Source organism: Chryseobacterium sp. Bi04, assembly GCF_918698085.1.
In the GTDB taxonomy this organism is placed as follows: domain Bacteria; phylum Bacteroidota; class Bacteroidia; order Flavobacteriales; family Weeksellaceae; genus Chryseobacterium.
In genome coordinates this window covers 158,686-176,457 of record NZ_CAKKLP010000003.1, presented here as the reverse complement: position 1 = coordinate 176,457, position 17,772 = coordinate 158,686, and the positions used below count along the sequence as shown (strand labels likewise).

General features: G+C 35.9%; 17 protein-coding genes. 13 read left to right on the top strand and 4 right to left on the bottom strand.

The window, feature by feature from the left end:
- Positions 1-12: 12 nt before the first annotated feature.
- From LQV47_RS07045 to rplI, 6 genes are all read left to right on the top strand, one after another.
- Positions 13-1,320, top strand: coding sequence for a dihydrolipoamide acetyltransferase family protein (locus LQV47_RS07045; RefSeq protein ID WP_230035277.1), 1,308 nt, complete (start codon positions 13-15; stop codon positions 1,318-1,320).
- A gap of 257 nt (positions 1,321-1,577) precedes the next feature.
- Positions 1,578-1,925 (top strand): hypothetical protein, encoded by a 348-nt coding sequence (locus LQV47_RS07040; protein WP_230035275.1) that lies wholly within the window; start codon positions 1,578-1,580, stop codon positions 1,923-1,925.
- A gap of 633 nt (positions 1,926-2,558) precedes the next feature.
- Entirely contained in the window at positions 2,559-3,911 is a 1,353-nt protein-coding gene (locus LQV47_RS07035; RefSeq protein WP_230035273.1) for a chloride channel protein, read from the top strand.
- 135 nt (positions 3,912-4,046) lie between these two features.
- Positions 4,047-4,388: a 30S ribosomal protein S6 gene (gene rpsF, locus LQV47_RS07030; RefSeq protein ID WP_047429790.1), complete on the top strand. Its 342-nt coding sequence runs from the start codon at positions 4,047-4,049 to the stop codon at positions 4,386-4,388.
- A gap of 31 nt (positions 4,389-4,419) precedes the next feature.
- Positions 4,420-4,722, top strand: coding sequence for a 30S ribosomal protein S18 (gene rpsR / locus LQV47_RS07025; protein WP_034706728.1), 303 nt, complete (start codon positions 4,420-4,422; stop codon positions 4,720-4,722).
- A gap of 181 nt (positions 4,723-4,903) precedes the next feature.
- Positions 4,904-5,416, top strand: a complete 513-nt coding sequence (gene rplI / locus LQV47_RS07020; RefSeq protein ID WP_230035271.1) for a 50S ribosomal protein L9 — start codon at positions 4,904-4,906, stop codon at positions 5,414-5,416.
- 127 nt (positions 5,417-5,543) lie between these two features.
- Here the strand turns inward: rplI and LQV47_RS07015 are convergent, their stop codons facing one another.
- Positions 5,544-6,347, bottom strand: coding sequence for an AraC family transcriptional regulator (locus LQV47_RS07015; RefSeq protein WP_230035269.1), 804 nt, complete (start codon positions 6,345-6,347; stop codon positions 5,544-5,546).
- Between the two features lie 136 nt (positions 6,348-6,483).
- Between LQV47_RS07015 and LQV47_RS07010 the strand changes: the two genes are divergently transcribed.
- From LQV47_RS07010 to LQV47_RS06995, 4 genes are all read left to right on the top strand, one after another.
- A complete protein-coding gene (locus LQV47_RS07010) occupies positions 6,484-7,821 on the top strand; it encodes a TolC family protein (RefSeq protein WP_230035267.1) in 1,338 nt (445 codons plus the stop codon).
- Between the two features lie 5 nt (positions 7,822-7,826).
- Positions 7,827-8,873: an HlyD family secretion protein gene (locus tag LQV47_RS07005; RefSeq protein ID WP_230035264.1), complete on the top strand. Its 1,047-nt coding sequence runs from the start codon at positions 7,827-7,829 to the stop codon at positions 8,871-8,873.
- 298 nt (positions 8,874-9,171) lie between these two features.
- Complete coding sequence (locus tag LQV47_RS07000) at positions 9,172-10,734, top strand: hypothetical protein (RefSeq protein WP_230035262.1); 1,563 nt, start codon at positions 9,172-9,174, stop codon at positions 10,732-10,734.
- 107 nt (positions 10,735-10,841) lie between these two features.
- Positions 10,842-12,203, top strand: coding sequence for an aldehyde dehydrogenase (locus LQV47_RS06995; protein ID WP_230035260.1), 1,362 nt, complete (start codon positions 10,842-10,844; stop codon positions 12,201-12,203).
- A 371-nt stretch (positions 12,204-12,574) separates the two neighbouring features.
- Here LQV47_RS06995 and LQV47_RS06990 read toward each other — a convergent pair whose 3' ends face one another.
- A complete protein-coding gene (locus LQV47_RS06990) occupies positions 12,575-13,141 on the bottom strand; it encodes a thioredoxin family protein (RefSeq protein WP_230035258.1) in 567 nt (188 codons plus the stop codon).
- 79 nt (positions 13,142-13,220) lie between these two features.
- On the opposite strand from LQV47_RS06990, the gene LQV47_RS06985 reads away from it, so the two are divergent.
- From LQV47_RS06985 to LQV47_RS06975, 3 genes are all read left to right on the top strand, one after another.
- The gene (locus LQV47_RS06985; RefSeq protein ID WP_230035256.1) at positions 13,221-14,105 is read left to right on the top strand and encodes a lysophospholipid acyltransferase family protein; all 885 of its coding nucleotides are present in this window, start codon (positions 13,221-13,223) and stop codon (positions 14,103-14,105) included.
- A 6-nt stretch (positions 14,106-14,111) separates the two neighbouring features.
- Complete coding sequence (locus tag LQV47_RS06980; protein ID WP_230035255.1) at positions 14,112-15,095, top strand: glycosyltransferase family 2 protein; 984 nt, start codon at positions 14,112-14,114, stop codon at positions 15,093-15,095.
- A gap of 129 nt (positions 15,096-15,224) precedes the next feature.
- On the top strand, positions 15,225-15,782 hold the full coding sequence (locus LQV47_RS06975; protein ID WP_230035253.1) for a 3'-5' exonuclease: 558 nt from the start codon (positions 15,225-15,227) through the stop codon (positions 15,780-15,782).
- 247 nt (positions 15,783-16,029) lie between these two features.
- On the opposite strand, the gene apaG is transcribed toward LQV47_RS06975, so the two are convergent.
- Both apaG and odhB read right to left on the bottom strand, forming a co-directional pair.
- A complete protein-coding gene (gene apaG / locus LQV47_RS06970) occupies positions 16,030-16,404 on the bottom strand; it encodes a Co2+/Mg2+ efflux protein ApaG (RefSeq protein ID WP_230035247.1) in 375 nt (124 codons plus the stop codon).
- Positions 16,405-16,500: 96 nt separating this feature from the next.
- Positions 16,501-17,754, bottom strand: coding sequence for a 2-oxoglutarate dehydrogenase complex dihydrolipoyllysine-residue succinyltransferase (gene odhB, locus LQV47_RS06965; protein WP_047490993.1), 1,254 nt, complete (start codon positions 17,752-17,754; stop codon positions 16,501-16,503).
- Between the last annotated feature and the right edge of the window lie 18 nt (positions 17,755-17,772).

The window sequence follows — 17,772 nt, the reverse complement described above, 5'->3', positions numbered from 1 at the left end:
TAAAAATCAAAAATGGCAGAATACAAATTATTGCTTCCTTCCATGGGAGAAGGGGTTATGGAAGCGACAATTATCACTTGGTTATTCAATGAAGGTGATAACGTAAAAGAAGATGACTCTGTAGTAGAAATTGCAACAGATAAAGTAGATTCAGACGTTCCGACACCAGTTTCGGGGAAAATCGTGAAAATTTTAAAGCAAAAAGATGAAGTTGCCAAAGTTGGTGAAGCCATTGCTATTTTAGAAATTGAAGGAGAAGGTACTGCATCGGAGGAAGTAAAAACGGAAACTCCGGCTGCTACTCCAGATACTGAAACATTAAAAACAATTGAAGAGCCGTTACAAACTGTAGCTGCTTCAAATGTAGAATTCTCAGGAGACCTTTATTTATCTCCACTTGTAAAATCAATTGCACAACAGGAAAACATTTCTGAAACCGAGCTGAAGTCTATCAAAGGAAGCGGTTTGGAAGGAAGAATTACCAAAGAAGATATATTGGCTTATGTTGCCAACAGAGGAAGCCAGCCGGCTCAGCAAGCAGCACCGGTACAGGCTGCTCCTGCTCAGAAACCAGCAGTATCTGCTCCGGCAGCTACAGTTCCGGTAAGTGCAGGTGATGAGATCATTCCAATGGACAGAATGAGAAAGATCATCGCTGAAAACATGGTGAAAGCAAAACATATTGCTCCACACGTTACTTCTTTCATAGAAACAGACGTTACCAACGTTGTAAAATGGAGAAACAAAAACAAAGCGATCTTCGAAAAACGTGAAGGTGAAAAACTGACTTTCATGCCTATTTTCGTAAAAGCGATTGTAAAAGCAATTCAGGACTTCCCAATGATCAATGTTTCTATCAGTGGAGACAATATCATCAAGAAGAAAAATATCAATATTGGTATGGCTACAGCCCTTCCGGATGGGAATCTTATTGTGCCTGTTATTAAAAATGCTGATCAATTATCTCTTTCTGGTCTTGCAAAAGCAATTAATGACCTGGCTTACAGAGCAAGAAACAAAAAATTAAGACCTGAAGATACACAAGGGGCAACCTATACAATCTCTAACGTAGGAAGCTTTGGAAACCTTATGGGAACTCCAATTATTCCTCAGCCTCAGGTTGCTATTTTAGCAATTGGAGCTATCGTTAAGAAACCAGCAGTTCTTGAAACAGCAGATGGAGATGTTATTGCGATCAGAAACTTAATGTTCATGTCTCATTCTTATGACCACAGAGTTGTAGACGGATCTTTAGGAGGAATGATGCTGAAGCATGTGCATGATTATCTTGAAAACTGGGATCTGAATACTGAGGTTTAAAAGCAGAAGATAGTTCCTTTGAAATTTACCAGAAAATAACAGTTTAACCAACACTCAAACAGATATTACATGAAAAACGCAACTTTAATTGCAATAATTTCACTAAGCCTCATTATTCTTATTGATCTTATTCAGTTTATTTCCAGTTTTTTTGAGTTCTACTCTATGGAACTGTTCCGCGTTTTTGGTGTTTTAAACCTTATCTGTTTTATCGGTATTCTGCAGTTTTTCGTTAAATTATACAATAAACAAAAGGAATGAATCGTGAACTCAGGGAACTTTTTGAAATAAAACAGGACGAAGAAAAAAACATTCAGCCTGCCGACCAAAACGTAAAGAATCATATCTTGATACGTCTTGCAGCGCTTATTTTTGGAAGTATTGTTTTTTTTATTGCAATGACTCAAGCTAAAGGCTGGGACGTTCTGGGTTATCTTTTCTTTATGATGATATTTCATGCTGTATGGCTTCTTTTCATCATTATTGAAATGGCTATTCTTCAGGGCAATGAAAAACTAAAACTGAGGAATGTTAATTTAACTTTCACTCTTATTCTCTTATTGATCTATGGAATAGGTGCTGCCGTCATCTTGGGCGGATCATAAAATAAACTACAGCAGGCTTTCATTTTTGGAAGCCTGTTTTGTATTGTAACGGTACCTGTTTTTATGACATCAGATTGAGAGATAAGCTCTAAGTTTATCAAGAACTAAAATCGGAATCTCACTTAGTAACGGGTGAAATTTTGTTTTTATAGGAAACCTGATTATGGTAACAGATTCATCGAACACAACTGTTGGGAATGAAAAAATTTAATTTCTAAAGTTTTCATGGATCAGTCTCAAAAGTTGTGGACTAAGCAAATTGGATCAAACTAAAACTTCTTGTTTGGATAACATTAAATATGTAATTTTTATATTTTGACTTGAAAATAGGATGGAAATAACCTTTTATTCACGCAAAGGAAAAATAATTCGGATGCTCTATTGTAAGAAAGCAAAGAAAGGCGACTTTGTCGCTGAATAAGCGATATAAAAAAGTTAGCTTCATCAAAATCGATTTCTAATCGATTCATTCTTGGCTCACTTAAAAATCAAGCGTAATAAAAATAGAACTTTGCGTCAAAGAGAAACTGTATTGATGTAGTTGATGTTACTCCCCAACTTTTGCACCTGATCCGTTTTCATTAAATATAATTTTCAAAATTTTACCGTAATTTCACCCCAGAAAATAGACAAATGCTGAAAATCCTTGCTTTTATACGGAGATCCGTTAAAAAATCTTTTGACAATATTCGAAATGAGCAGCTAAAATATAATCTGCTTCAAGCTATTCCCTTTTGGATAGGATCTGTTATTACCGGATTTTTTGCTGTATTGTATGCCAAAATATTTGCATGGGGTGAAAACCTGATGAATCTTATTTTTGACTGGCATGCATGGATGATCTTTATTATAGCACCTGTTGGATTTGTACTTTCCTGGTGGCTGGTAAAGGAATTTGCACCCAATGCTAAAGGAAGTGGTATTCCACAGGTAATGGCAGCTGTAGAACTTGCCAATCCGAAGGAACATAAAAAGATCAGAAGCCTTTTAAGTCTTAAAATTATTTTTTTCAAAATTCTATCTTCCGTCATTTTAGTAATTGGCGGAGGTGCTGTAGGACGTGAAGGTCCTACAATTCAAATTGCAGGTTCTGTTTTCAGAAAAGTAAATGAATACCTTCCTGAATGGTGGCCAAAGATCTCCAAAAAAAATATGATCATGACCGGAGCAGCTGCAGGACTTGCTGCCGCTTTTAATACTCCGTTGGGAGGAATTGTATTTGCAGTAGAAGAACTTTCAAAAACCCATATCAATTATTTTAAAACGGCTTTATTTACAGCCGTTATTATTGCCGGCCTTACCGCCCAGACATTGGCTGGATCTTATCTCTATTTAGGGTATCCTAAAACGCATGATGTTTCTTTGCTCATTATGTTCCCCATTGTACTTGTTGCAGGAACTGCAGGTATTCTGGCAAGCCAGCTTTCCGTTATCATGCTCAGAATCAATGGCTGGAAAAAGAAAAAACTGAAAACAGATAAAGCCACTGTTCTGTTCCTGATCATTTGCGCCCTGGTTATTGCCTCTATTGCTTACTTTATCAACAGGGAAATTCTGGGTTCCGGAAAAGAGATTATGGAGCGTGTTCTTTTCACCAAAGATAAACATGAAGACTGGTATGTGCCGATTTTAAGAATGCTTGGTCCAGCCCTGTCTTTTACATCAGGAGGTGCAGGCGGTATTTTCGCACCTGCTCTCACCGCAGGTGCAAGTATAGGTTCTGTAATCTCAGGAGCTATCCATCTCACCCCCAACGAAACCAATGTGGTGATTCTCGCCGGAATGGTTGCTTTCCTGACAGGGATTACAAGAGCTCCGTTTACTTCAGCGATTATTGTTCTGGAAATGACCGACAGGCATTCATTGATTTTTCATTTAATGCTTGCGGGAATGGTATCTTCTATTGCCTCTATTTTGGTAAGCAGACATTCGCTGTATGATATACTGAAGGTAAATTTTTTAACGGAAATCAGAGAAAAGGATTAGTTTGGGTTAGATTCTATTCCAATTTTCCGCACATTACAATTTTCAATTCCCAATTATTTCACCACTACTATTGTATATTATAAATATATTCTCTAATTTTGCACCTCGAAATAATTAACAAATTCATTTAACATTATGAACAATTACGAAACTGTTTTCATTTTAACTCCCGTTCTATCTGAGTCACAGGTAGAGGAAGCAGTGAACAAGTATGTAGATCTTATCAAAGAAAAGAACTGCGAAATCGTTGCTAAAGAAAACTGGGGATTAAAAAAATTAGCTTACCCTATCCAATTGAAAAAGAACGGGTTCTATACTTTAATCGAATTCAAAGGAGAAGGTACTGTAGTAGCTGATTTAGAATTAGCATTTAAGCGTGACGAGAGAGTAATCCGTTACCTTACTACAAAACTTGACAAACATGCTGTTGAGTACGCTGTAACTAGAAGAACTAAAGTAAAAGCAGCTAAAGCTTAATTATTAACCCTATTTTTTAAAAAGACAAGACATGGCAATAGATGAAATGGCTAAACAAGCCTCAGCTGGAGGAGAATCAGAAGTAAAATTCCTTACTCCGCTTGATATCAATACAAAATCTGAAAAGAAATATTGTAGATTCAAAAAATACGGAATTAAGCATGTTGATTACAAAGATGCTGATTTCTTATTACAGTTCGTTAACGAGCAAGGTAAAATTTTACCAAGAAGATACACTGGTACTTCTTTAAAATATCAAAGAAAAGTTTCTGCTGCTATTAAAAGAGCAAGACACTTATCTTTATTACCTTACGTAGCTGACTTATTAAAGTAAGATACAAAAGAAACAAGAAGAGAGAGAAAAGGCTTCGGTCATTTTCTCTTTTTTTAAGTTGCTGAATAAATAATTAATTCTAACGATTTTTAGATTAAAGGAAAGAAATAATTTCTAAGACATCAGTCTTTTTTCTTTTTTCTTTGTTCTTTTCTCTAAAACTAAAAAACGGACAACAACAATGGATATTATTCTAAAAAAAGACGTAGAAAACTTAGGACTTGAGTTTGATACAGTAAGTGTAAAACCTGGTTATGCCAGAAACTTCTTACTTCCTCAAGGAATTGCTCTTTTAGCTACTCCTAAAAACAAAGCAGCTCTAGAGGCTACTTTGGAAGCTAGAAAAGAAGAAGAAGCTAAATTAATTGCTGCTGCTAACGGTGTAGTAGATCAATTAAAGAAAACTTCTATTACTATTCCTGCAAAAGTAGGTTCTGGTGACAAATTATTCGGATCTATCAACAATGGAGATCTTTCTGCTGCTCTTGCTAAGGCTGGAGTTTCTGTAGAGAAGAAATACATCAAAATCCCAGGAAACACTATTAAAAGAACTGGTAAAGTTACGGCTAATATCAGACTACACAGAAATGTTGAATACAATTTTGAATTCGATATCGTTTCTGACGCTCCTCCTGCTCCAGCAGCTCCGGCTCCTGCAAAGAAGGAAGCTCCTAAAACTGAAGAAGAAGCTTAATAAGCTGTTTTCAAAATATACTGAACCACTTCACCTGAAGTGGTTTTTTTGTGCAATATATATTTCCTTATTGCTCTGCATATAATCTCTATGTATTCATATCCAAGATGCTTCCACTTTACGTTACTTACCCGTCACCTCTCAGTTTCTGCTGATATTCCGTAGGAGGTACCCCTATTATTTTTTTGAAGATATTGCTGAAAGAAGATAAGCTATTGTAGCCAACCATCATCGCTATTTCATACATATTGTATTTTCCTTCCAGCATAAGTTCAAGAGAGCGGGTGATCCTTAAAGCTCTTAAAAAACGGACATAATTCATCCCTAAAATCTCTTTAAATTTCCTGGAAAGGGTTCTTGTGCTCATTCCGAATTCTTTAGCTGTAAATTCAATAGTAAGGGGTTTTTCAAGATTGGCATGAATGTATTTTGCAATTTTCAGCAGTGTTTCATCTTTAGGAAAAGGATGCTGAACAGGGAAAGCCAGTTTTTCATCCATTTTTTCTAAAAAAACACCTTTTAAAGCTTTGAGAAAATTATATTTAGATCCGTTATTTTTTGTGATTTTCCCATCCCATTCTTTTGTATATAAAATCATTTCCCGAGCTAAGTTATTAACGGAATAGATATTAATTTCATTAAAACGGCCATTTTCATCCACCTCTTTTTTAAAATAAAAATTATAAAGATCCACTTTCGGACTGGTTGAAAAAATATAATGAGGTGTTCCTGCCGGAATCCACATAAAACACCTTGCCGGTAGATACCAGTGTTTCTGATCTGTAAAAACATGGACAATACCTCCTTCGGCATAGATCAACTGTGCTGAACTGTGATAGTGTATTTCTGTTGTGACATCTCCTGTGAGCACGTGATATATGTAAAATTCGGCATCTTCTTCTTCTACTGCCTTAAAATGGCTGTCATTCATGAGGTAAAGGTAAGAAGAAAAATTAAATTGGCGTAAATGAACAAATCTTTTTCTGTTTTCACAAATAGGGTCATATGCCTGTCGCCGTAACTTTGCCGCATCAAAATCATTTTAGCAAAAATCCTTTAAATAAATTATGAATATGATATTTAACGCATGTAAATATCAATGCATTGCGTTGTGCTTATTATTGACAAGCAATCTTTTACATACACAAGTGATCGATTACCGCCATCTCAGTTTGCAGGATGCTGTAGGCATTGGGCTGAAAAACAACAAGAACATTCTGATAAGTCATTTAAAACAGGAAATGTCTGTTACCAAAGAGAAAGATCTTAAAATGGAAAAGCTTCCGGACATTGAGTTTCACACCAGCTATAATCAGGTGACCAATCTTTTTCAGCATCAAAATGGCGTATTCAATGAAGCTACAAAATATGATGTTATCAACGGAATGTACGATTTTACTTTATCAGCTTCAATTCCTGTATATATGGGAGGGAGAATAAAAAATACTGAAAAGAAAGCAGCTATTGATACTGAAATTTCAGCTTTGAGAACACATCTGGATGAAAGACAGCTTACTATGGAGATTATTACCGCTTTTCTACAGATTCACCATTTAAAAGAACAGCAAAGTCTTATCAATGACAAAATGAAAGAGGATTCTGTAAATATCAAACAGGTAAAAGCATTAAAGGCCAATGGTGTAGTTACCGTAAATGAAGTCCTGAGAACTTCTTTACAACTATCTAACCATAAAATGAGCTGGACGGAACTTGATAATGATATTCAGATTGCAGAGCATAAGCTGAAAACCATACTTTCTCTTCCGGAAAACCAGGAAATGCATGTAGACACAAAGGACCTGATCTCAGATAAAGTAGCTATTCCCTATGTTGAAGAACTTACCGAAACTGCTTTGCATAAAAATGAGTCTGTAGACATTACACATAAGAATCTTTCTTTAAAAGAACTCGACCGGAAGATCACTAAAGCCAATTATTTACCTAAAATTACAGCAGGTGGAGAATATTTCTTAAAATATCCGAATATGATGTTTTTTCCTCCCGAGCCTTATGCCTACCGTTTGGGAATGATTGGAATGAACCTTACCTATCCTATTGAAAATCTGTATAAAAATAAATACAAAATGCAGGAAACCAAAGAGAATATTGACCTTGCCAAACTCCAGATTGAGGAAAACGACGAGAAGATCCGGCACAGTGTATATGAAGCCTATAAAAAGTTTGAAGAAACCGACCAGAAAGTAAAAATAGCTGAAGAGGCCATTGATCAGGCTAAAGAAAATTACCGTATTGTAAGAACAAAATATGCCAATAAATTAAGCCTGATCACAGAACTCATAGATGCCGACAACACCTATCTGGAAGCTGAATCTAATCTTATTTCTGTAAAAATTAACCGACAATTAAAATACTACCAACTCCAATATACGATTGGAAACTTATAAAAACTATGGCAAAGAAAGTACTGACACAAAAGGAAAAAAGAATCAACAGGACCATTACTCTGCTAGCCTGGATCCTGATCATCAGCGGAATTACAGGAATGGTAAGTTTTTATCTGTTTTCAAGGAAAAATGTAACCACCAATGATGCTCAAATCGAGCAATATATTACTCCTGTATCCAGTAAAGTTTCAGGATTTATAAAAATAATCAGGTTCAAGGAAAATCAATTTGTTCATAAGGGTGATACATTAATTATTATAGATAACAGGGAATTTGTAAACCAGGTAAAGGTAGCAGAAGCCAATCTCCATACCACTACTGAAAATATTGCAACCATTCAAAGTGGTGTAAATACTAAAGAAAGTGATACCAAAATCATAGATGCCAAAATAGCTTCAGCAAGAATTGATATCTGGAGAACCGAGCAAGATTATAAACGATATAAAAACCTGCTATCAGAAGATGCCGCTACAGAACAGGAATTTGAAAACGTAAAGGCTTCTTATGAGCAGGCTAAGGCCAATCTTATGGCATTGGATCAGCAGAAAAATGCTGTGAGGGCAGGAGCCAATGAACAACAGACCAAAGTTGCTCCAGCCAAAAGCCAGATCCAGCAGAGTTCTGCCAATCTGAACAACGCTAAGCTTTTTCTCTCCTACACGGTAATCACGGCACCTTATGACGGATGGGTAGGTAAAAAAACAATTCAGGAAGGTCAGCTGATCAAGGAGGGCCAGGCTTTGGTACAGATGGTAAGCAAGGAAAAGTGGATCATTGCCAACTATAAAGAAACCCAGCTTGGGCAAATTGACCAGAAACAGGAAGTGATCATTACGGCCGATGCCTATCCCGATATTGAATTCAAAGGAAGGGTTGTTTCTGTTTCACCGGCATCAGGATCTCAATTTTCCCTGGTAAAGCCCGACAATGCTACCGGAAACTTTGTGAAAATTGAACAGAGATTTCCCGTGAAAATTATTCTTAACAACAATAAAGACAATGAAAAGCTGCTTTCCGGAATGAATGTCCTGGTAAGTGCGAAGAAGATATAGTTTGAGAGTTTTTGTGTTTGAGAGTATTAGAGTATTAGAGTATTAGAGTATTAGAGTATTAGAGTATTAGAGTGTAAAATTATAATTCTTTTTATTTTCAGATCATCAAATTTTCAAATTTTCAAATTAATGTTAGATTTTTTTTAGCGAAAAGGCAAGACTGCAAAAATTACAGATCAGCTCATTTTTTTTGGCCTATTTGTCATTTTACCTTTTACTTTTACACCATTGCTCTTTTGTCTTTTCGCTTTTTATCCCAACTAAAAACAGGTTCATCTTTCTTAGTTTTTACTATACTATGCAACATAATACAGTTTATCAAAAATGGGTACCACAATGGCTGAAACTGCCACTCCTTGTACTGGCATTGTTTCCCCACCTGATGTTGTTATCACTGTTACATTCTAACAGCGCTTTCACATCTTCTTTTATGGATGTAGATTCAGACGACATCCAATACTTAATGATTTTGATGTATGGGACATTTGTGGTTACCCTTTTAGTTTTACAGCGATTTATGGCTTATTTCAGTGTGAAATATTATGTTCTGCTGATGTCTTCCATTTCTGTAATCATTCTTTACATTTTATCAGTCACCAATGATTATCATATCATTCTGGTGATACGGTTTCTGGAAGGAATTTTCGGACTATTGGAAGGAGCTATTTTCCTGCCGCTGATCATAGCAGAATTAAAAACAAAACATGCCAAAGTATTTGCTTACCTCTTTATGTATTCTATTATGCTGACAGGAGGAACGGTAACCACGACCTTATTAAAATCAAGCATTGAAAACTATAATTTTCAGCATATGGTTTTAATGATGGTTTATTTCCATGTTTTTGTTCTGATCATCGGAATTGCTATTTTCAACAAAAACCGCTTTTTCCCTAAAAAACCTTTATATCAGCTGGATATTCCAAGTTGGTTTTTGCTGTGGGTCTGTCTGCAATCCGGAGGCTATGCCATTATCTACGGAAAAAGACTGATGTGGTTTGAATCTGATACCATTATCATGTGTTTATTCATATTTCTAGTTTCCGGAGGGTTATTTATGTTGAAACAAAGAAATTCAAAAAGACCGCTCTTTCATTTTGAAGTCTTCAGTTCAAAAAATGTCATTGCAGGAATGATCCTGTTTTTCATTTTTTATTTGATCCGTTCAGGCTTAAATAATGTATACAGCATAATGGCAACGGTCTGGAAATGGCCCTGGGATTATATTGTCAATATCCAGTACTGGAATGTTGCAGGAACATTATTGGGTGCATTTTTATCAGGAATCTGCCTGATGCGCGGAGTATCGTCCCGAATCGTTTTCTTTACAGGATTTATGTTGTTGGCAGTGGATTGTGCATGGTTTACCTATACTTTTTATCCGGATACTAGCCTTGCCACTATCTGTCCGCCTTTATTTCTTCAGGGAGTTGCCCAGGGATTGCTGTTTACCCCTCTGGTTTTCTTTTTAATCTCCGGAATGCCGGAAGAATATGTAAACAATGCAACAGCTTTAGGTACAACAACGAGGTTCTGGACAACAGCTATAGGATATGCTTTAATGCAGAATCTAATGCTCTTTTTAACGTTAAAACATTCCGATACGCTCAGCTCTAACCTTACTGATACCAATCCTATCTTTTACAGCCAATGGAATCAGGTTTTCGGAACTCAAATTTCAAAACTTCCGGTCAATGAATCCCTATCGATAACTGCAGGAGCTTTTAAAGCAAAAATAACAGCCCAATCTATCCTTCTTTCCAATATGGAAATTTTTACCGGATTATTCTGGCTGGCTTTAATAACAGCCCTTCTTTTACTGCTTTACCACCCCGTAAAAATAGCTGTGAGAAATATTATGTAATGCTGTAAAAAAACAGAGCTTAGCCCACACTACTTTGGCCAGTTTATTGTTCATTGTTTCAACAACAATACTGAACAAATATCTACGTTTAAAATACAAAGCATAGTATGGAAATTGAAAAGATTTTATTAGGACAAAAGGATTTTTTTAAAACACAGCAAACCAAGAATATTGCCTTCCGGAAAATGTATCTTGAAAAGCTTCGGAATCTTATCATCACCCATGAAGATTTGCTATATGAAGCTATTCACAAAGATTTTGGAAAATCTAAATTTGATACATTTACTACAGAGCTCTCTTTTTTACTAAAGGATATTGACTATTATTTAAAAAACCTGAAGTCTCTTTCTAAACCTAAGAAAGCAGGCACCAATCTTGTCAATCAGCTTGGAAGCAGCAGGATCTATTCAGATCCATTGGGATGTATATTGGTTATAGGTGCCTGGAATTATCCTTATCAGCTGTCACTCTCCCCTCTTATTGCTGCTATTGCTGCCGGCAACTGTTGTATTTTAAAACCCAGTGAAATAGCAGAAAATACGATGAAGGCAATGGCTGCCATCATCAATGAAAACTTTCCTTCTGACTATCTGTATGTATATGAAGGGGGTATTGATGAAACAACAGCACTTTTACAGTTAAAGTTTGATAAAATATTTTTTACAGGAAGTACTCAAGTTGGAAAAATCATCTATAAAGCTGCTGCCGGGCATTTAACTCCTGTAGTCCTTGAATTGGGAGGAAAATCTCCGGTGATTGTAACCAAAGAGGCCAATCTTGAAGTGGCTGCCAAAAGAATTGTTTGGGGAAAGTTTCTGAATGCCGGACAAACCTGTGTAGCCCCGGATTATTTGCTTCTTGAAGAATCTGTACAGGAGCAGTTTCTGGAAATGCTCAGAAAATATATCAAAGAATTTAAGTACGAACCGGATTCAGAGCAGTATACAAGAATTATTAACCGAAGGAATTTTCAGCGACTGATCAAACTTATCAATCCGGAGAAAATATATTTCGGAGGTCATTTCGATGAAGAAAAACTGTATATAGAACCCACCATTCTGAATAATATAGACTGGAGCGACAATAGTATGCAGGAAGAAATTTTTGGCCCTATTCTTCCGGTTATCAGTTTTCAGAACTTTAACTCAGCTCTTAATGCTATTACCGAACTGGAAAAACCTCTTGCTGCCTATCTTTTTACCAATAATGCGGAAGAAAAAGAGCTGTTCACCAGGAAGCTTTCCTTTGGAGGCGGATGCATCAATGATACCGTGATGCATTTAAGTAATGACAACCTTCCGTTTGGAGGAGTGGGAAATTCAGGGATAGGAAATTATCACGGAAAGTTCGGTTTTGAAGCTTTTTCACATCAGAAATCTGTTTTGGAAAAAACAACCTGGGGCGAACCTAATATTAAATATCCACCCTATTCTGAGAAAAAATTAAGCTGGATTAAAAGATTAATGTAATTAATCCCAAAATGGAGAATTTTAAAAACAATATTGTAATTTCATAAATATCAAATTATTAAACAAATTACATTATGAAAAACATTAAAAAATTATCCCGTGAACAATTAAAAACTGTGTCTGGGGGAACCTCTTGTGCTGGAACTTGCTCTGACGGATCTTTTGTATCCATAAGTTCATGTACTTCGTGCATTAGTTATTCAGGTGGGGCTGCTTGTCATAATTCATATGAACAGAGTATATATGTAGAAAGTTGTTAAACTATAAGAGTTTAGTTTAATAGCAAAGCCGTTTCGCAATTTGTGAGTACGGCTTTGTTATGCTTTTTAATCTCATGTATTTATTTATGAGACCCCCTATTTATTAATAAACTATAGAACTTTCCCAGTTTCTAAAAATTCTTTCACTTTTGTTTTACTGTATCCCTTTCCATCTTCTAAAACTTCACTTTGCTGTACGTGAATTTTCTTACCATTTTTATCTAAAATGATAAAGAAAGGATAAAACTGTTGTTCTTTAATATTAATGTATTGAGCAAAAACTTTTTCATTTTTATTATCCGGAGAATAGTTCAGGTGATAATATAGATATTTTTTATCTACAATTTCTTTTAATTCAGGGGTAGTCTGTACAAAATTATTAAAACGGAGACACCAGATACACCAGTTTCCTCCTGCCTGAATTATAATATTTTTGCCTTCTTTCTTAGCTTGCGCCACCAGTTTATTAATATCTGCCTGAGCGTCAGCTTTAGGATTATAAGGCTTAGGAAGCTTTGCTTTCTCCTCAGCTGCCTTTTTCTTCGCTTCCAGTTCTTTTTGTTCTGTAGGAACTATAAGAGCTGTTTTCCGTTTACCTTTATCCGGTAAATTATTTACATCCTGTGAGAAAGCAAAAATACTTAATCCCAGAAAAGCCAATATTGCTATTTTTTTCATAACATAAAAATAAAAAAATAATATTATCCATCTGCAAAAATAGAACCATAATTTTATTATCACTAAATTTGCGTGTTTTATGAATTACCTGATCAAAATATTATATTTCATTTCCAAACTTCCGCTTAAAGTATTATACATTTTTTCGGACGTTATGTTCTTCTTAAACTATTATCTGGTAGGTTACAGAAAGAATGTGATTACTCAAAATCTAAAGAACTCTTTTCCGGATAAATCTGAAGAGGAGATTGGAAAAATACGCAAAATGTTTTACCGGAATTTCTCAGACTATCTTGTAGAGACCATAAAATCTTTCAGCATCTCTGAAACAGAGGCCAGGGTAAGAATGCAGCACATTAATCAGGATGTATTTCATGAAGTTCAGAAGGAGGGTAAAAATATCATTCTGCTGGCGGGACATGTTTTCAACTGGGAATGGATTAATGCATTGGCAAAGATTGTTCCCCAGGAACACTGTCATCCGGTTTACAGAAAAGTGAATAGTGACTTCTGGGAAAACCAGATGAGAAAAGTGCGTAACAAGTTCGGTAATGAGGCACTGGAAGCCAATGAAGTGATTCTTAATATTTTCAGAAATAAAAATGACGGGAACTCCATCTACATGTTTGTAGCAGATCAAACCCCTCATTCTTCCCATGTCAATTATGGATTGGAATTTCTGAATCAAAGGACTCCTGTTTTTGTAGGATATGACAAGCTGGCAACAAGAATGGATCTTGCTTTTATCTATTGCGAAATGAAGAAGGTAAAGCGAGGCTATTATCAGGTCAACTATCACAGAATATACCCGGATCATGAAAAGTTTGTAGAACACGAAGTGGTAAAAAAGTTCCATAAATTGTTGGAAAACACGTTACACAAACATCCGGATAATTATCTTTGGTCTCACAGAAAGTGGAAATACCAGGATTCTATCAAAACTTTTGATTCTGAAAAAAAATAGATATACATGCAGAAAAAACTGGCAGTTGCTATCTTAAACTGGAACGGCAAAAACTGGCTTGAAAAATTTCTACCGAATGTGGTTCAATTTTCTCAAAATGCAGATATTTACGTCATTGATAACCTTTCGACAGACGGTTCCGTAGAATTTCTAACTACTCATTTTCCAACAGTAAAGATCATTAAAAATCATAAAAATCATGGTTTTGCAGGAGGTTATAATGAGGGTTTAAAGGAAATAAAAAATGACTATTACTGTCTGCTCAACTCTGATGTAGAAGTTACTGAGAACTGGATAGAACCTGTATTGGAGATCCTGGAAAAGAATTCTGATATTTCAGCTGTTCAGCCTAAAATATTATCCTATAGTGACAAAAACTATTTTGAATTTGCCGGTGCCGGAGGTGGTCTGATTGATAATCTGGGTTATCCTTACTGCAGAGGAAGGGTATTTGATGATCTTGAAGAAGATAAGGGCCAATATGATGATGAAACAGAGATTTTCTGGGCTTCAGGATGCTGCTTTTTTATCCGCTCAAAAGATTTCTGGGAACAACATGGTTTTGATGAAAGATTTTTTGCCCATCAGGAAGAAATTGATTTATGCTGGAGACTCATTAACTCTGGAAAAAAGATCTTTTATACAGGAAAATCCAGGGTCTATCACATAGGTGGTGGAACACTTAATAAGCAGAGTGCTCAAAAGACTTACCTGAACATCAGAAATAATCTTTCAATGATGCTTAAAAACCTTCCTTTTCCGAGACTGATCTGGCTGATATTCTTCCGGCTTTGTCTGGATGGTGCTGCAGGAATTTATTTCGGATTAAAGCATGGATTTCCTCATCTGTGGGCAGTAATAAGGGCTCATTTTGGTTTTTACGGTCAGCTTCCGGGAACCTGGAAACTGCGCCAGAAACACCAGAAAGATAAGTTTTATCAATCAAAATGGCTAATCTTTACCCATTTTTTAGGTGGAAAGAATAGATAGCAGTTTGCAGATGGCCGGTTTAATTAAATACCAATATCTGTCATATTAAAGGTTACTATTATACTATCAAAAAAATTTATACCTTTTCACTCAATTCAAACCTTAAACTTAAAATATCAAATTATTTAAATGGATTTCTGTGCAATAGATTTTGAAACGGCAACTCATGAGAAAAGCTCAGCATGTGAGATGGGAATCTGCGTGGTACAGGATTCTAAAATTGTAGAAACGAGAACCTGGTTGATCAAACCTCCCAGTTTTCCCTATTTTAACAAATTCAATGTTGCTGTACATGGTATACAGCCCGAAGATGTAAAGGATGCTCCTACTTTTGATGAAATTTGGCATGAAGCCCAGGATTTAATGTACGGAACATTGATGATTGCCCATAATGCCAGTTTTGATGCTTCGGTTTTAAGAGGCTGTTTTGAACATTACGGGATGTTTCCTCCAAAATTAAACTATTTGTGCAGCATACAGCTGGCAAAAAAATCATGGAATTACCTTCCCAAATATGGGCTGAAACCTCTGGCAGAATACCATCAGATCAATTTTAATCACCACAGGGCTGGAGCTGATGCTGAAGTTTGTGCAAAAATATCCTTACTGGCATTTGAAAGATTAATTATCACCAGCAATGAGGAAATAGATGAATCTGTATTGAAAAAATATATCAAAAAACTATAGTTTTAAAAACTAAAACCTTTTAATTTTTTTTATTTTTCAATGATACCTTTACTGTATGCACAGACAAATCATATAAACTTACGGATAGTAAAGAGTATTTAAAAGTCTATATGCTGAAAGAAAATTCATCCTTCAAAACCCTTCTGATTCTAAAATCAATGTCTCTAACCTGCTAAAAGGGGGCTACTTTATAGAAGTAAAATCTCAAAGTGGTATTAACAGACATCAATTGATTAAAGAATAATTTTTAGTTACTTAAAACTTCAGAGAGCAGATTGAATTTTGGGATATCTATCTCAAAAATCTCCTGGGTCTCCAGATTTTTAACCTGGTATTTTCCGCTCATATTCCCGACACCGGACCGAAGCATTACATTTGAGAAATAAGCGAAATTTTCGCCATTTTCTATTTCCGGAGTTAATCCAATTACTCCGTCACCTATAATCTCAGTATATCCAAAACCTACATCAAAAATTAACCATTTTCTTTTAAGTACTTTGATAGGAAAGCTTCCGTCATTTTCTATCGTAATATTATACTTGAAAACATAACGGTTCTCGGATGGAAAACTGTTTTTACTATCATATTCAGGTATTACTGAAACTTTGATATTAGAAGTCATTTTTGAGAACATCATTGTAGTATTTTCTTAACAAATACAAAAATCTCGCCTTTTTTAAGGCGAGATCATATATTTCTATTATAATTTTATTATAACTTATAATCCAAGGCCCTTTCTTTCGTCACCTCCCATCAATACTGCAACAGGATTATCGATACCTTCTTTCACGGCTACAAGGAATCCTACAGATTCTTTTCCGTCAATAATTCTGTGGTCATAAGACATTGCTACATACATCATTGGTCTGATAACAACCTGTCCGTCAACAGCAACCGGTCTCTGGATAATGTTGTGCATTCCTAAGATTGCAGATTGAGGAGGGTTGATGATTGGTGTAGACAACATAGATCCAAATGTACCCCCATTAGTGATTGTAAATGTACCACCAGTCATTTCATCTACAGTAATTTTCCCGTCTCTTACTTTTGTAGCAAGATCTTTGATGTTAGCCTCAACTCCACTGAAAGTCATGTTTTCTGCATTTCTCAATACAGGAACCATTAATCCTTTAGGGCCAGAAACTGCAATTGAAATATCACAGAAATCATAGTTTATTTTGAAATCTCCATCAATAGATGCATTTACATCCGGATACATTTCCAATGCTCTTGTAACAGCTTTAGTGAAGAAAGACATAAAACCAAGTCCCACTCCGTGTTTTTGAGCAAATTCTTCTTTATATTGCTTTCTTAATCTGAAAATTTCAGACATGTCAACTTCGTTGAAAGTGGTTAACATCGCAGTTTCATTCTTTACAGAAACCAATCTTTGAGCGATTTTTCTTCTAAGAACAGAAAGCTTTGTTGTGGTTGTAGATCTTGCTCCAGTAGCAGTAAGAGGACTTCCTCCTAATGCAGGAACTGCAGCCAATTCAGCATCAGTTTTAGTGATTCTTCCGTCTCTTCCGCTTCCTGAAACCTGCCCTGCATTAATTCCTTTTTCGTCAAGGATTTTCTTAGCAGCCGGAGACGGAGCTCCTGTGGCATAAGTTTGTGGAGCAGCAACCGGAGCTGCTGGTTTTGGTGCTTCCTGTTTAGCCGGTTCAGCAGCTTTAGGAGCTTCTTCTTGCTTTGGAGCTTCAGCAGCAGGAGCATTTCCTTCTGGTCTTGCAGCATCCATATCAATTAAACAAACAACCTGACCTACTTGTACTACATCTCCTTCTTCTGCTTTTAAAGTGATGATACCACTTTGCTCTGCAGGTAATTCAAGAGTTGCCTTGTCTGAGTCTACTTCAGCGATAGGTTGATCTTTTTCTACATAATCACCATCTTTTACAAGCCAAGTTGCAATTTCAACTTCTGTAATGGATTCTCCCGGTGAAGGAACTTTCATTTCTAAAACTGACATATCGAGTATTTTTTATTT

Coding starts and splice junctions, on each gene's coding strand:
- LQV47_RS07045 (WP_230035277.1), top strand. CDS start 13: ATGGCAGAATACAAATTATTGCTTCCTTCCATGGGAGAAGGGGTTATG.
- LQV47_RS07040 (WP_230035275.1), top strand. CDS start 1,578: ATGAATCGTGAACTCAGGGAACTTTTTGAAATAAAACAGGACGAAGAA.
- LQV47_RS07035 (WP_230035273.1), top strand. CDS start 2,559: ATGCTGAAAATCCTTGCTTTTATACGGAGATCCGTTAAAAAATCTTTT.
- rpsF (WP_047429790.1), top strand. CDS start 4,047: ATGAACAATTACGAAACTGTTTTCATTTTAACTCCCGTTCTATCTGAG.
- rpsR (WP_034706728.1), top strand. CDS start 4,420: ATGGCAATAGATGAAATGGCTAAACAAGCCTCAGCTGGAGGAGAATCA.
- rplI (WP_230035271.1), top strand. CDS start 4,904: ATGGATATTATTCTAAAAAAAGACGTAGAAAACTTAGGACTTGAGTTT.
- LQV47_RS07015 (WP_230035269.1), bottom strand. CDS start 6,347: ATGAATGACAGCCATTTTAAGGCAGTAGAAGAAGAAGATGCCGAATTT.
- LQV47_RS07010 (WP_230035267.1), top strand. CDS start 6,484: ATGAATATGATATTTAACGCATGTAAATATCAATGCATTGCGTTGTGC.
- LQV47_RS07005 (WP_230035264.1), top strand. CDS start 7,827: ATGGCAAAGAAAGTACTGACACAAAAGGAAAAAAGAATCAACAGGACC.
- LQV47_RS07000 (WP_230035262.1), top strand. CDS start 9,172: ATGCAACATAATACAGTTTATCAAAAATGGGTACCACAATGGCTGAAA.
- LQV47_RS06995 (WP_230035260.1), top strand. CDS start 10,842: ATGGAAATTGAAAAGATTTTATTAGGACAAAAGGATTTTTTTAAAACA.
- LQV47_RS06990 (WP_230035258.1), bottom strand. CDS start 13,141: ATGAAAAAAATAGCAATATTGGCTTTTCTGGGATTAAGTATTTTTGCT.
- LQV47_RS06985 (WP_230035256.1), top strand. CDS start 13,221: ATGAATTACCTGATCAAAATATTATATTTCATTTCCAAACTTCCGCTT.
- LQV47_RS06980 (WP_230035255.1), top strand. CDS start 14,112: ATGCAGAAAAAACTGGCAGTTGCTATCTTAAACTGGAACGGCAAAAAC.
- LQV47_RS06975 (WP_230035253.1), top strand. CDS start 15,225: ATGGATTTCTGTGCAATAGATTTTGAAACGGCAACTCATGAGAAAAGC.
- apaG (WP_230035247.1), bottom strand. CDS start 16,404: ATGACTTCTAATATCAAAGTTTCAGTAATACCTGAATATGATAGTAAA.
- odhB (WP_047490993.1), bottom strand. CDS start 17,754: ATGTCAGTTTTAGAAATGAAAGTTCCTTCACCGGGAGAATCCATTACA.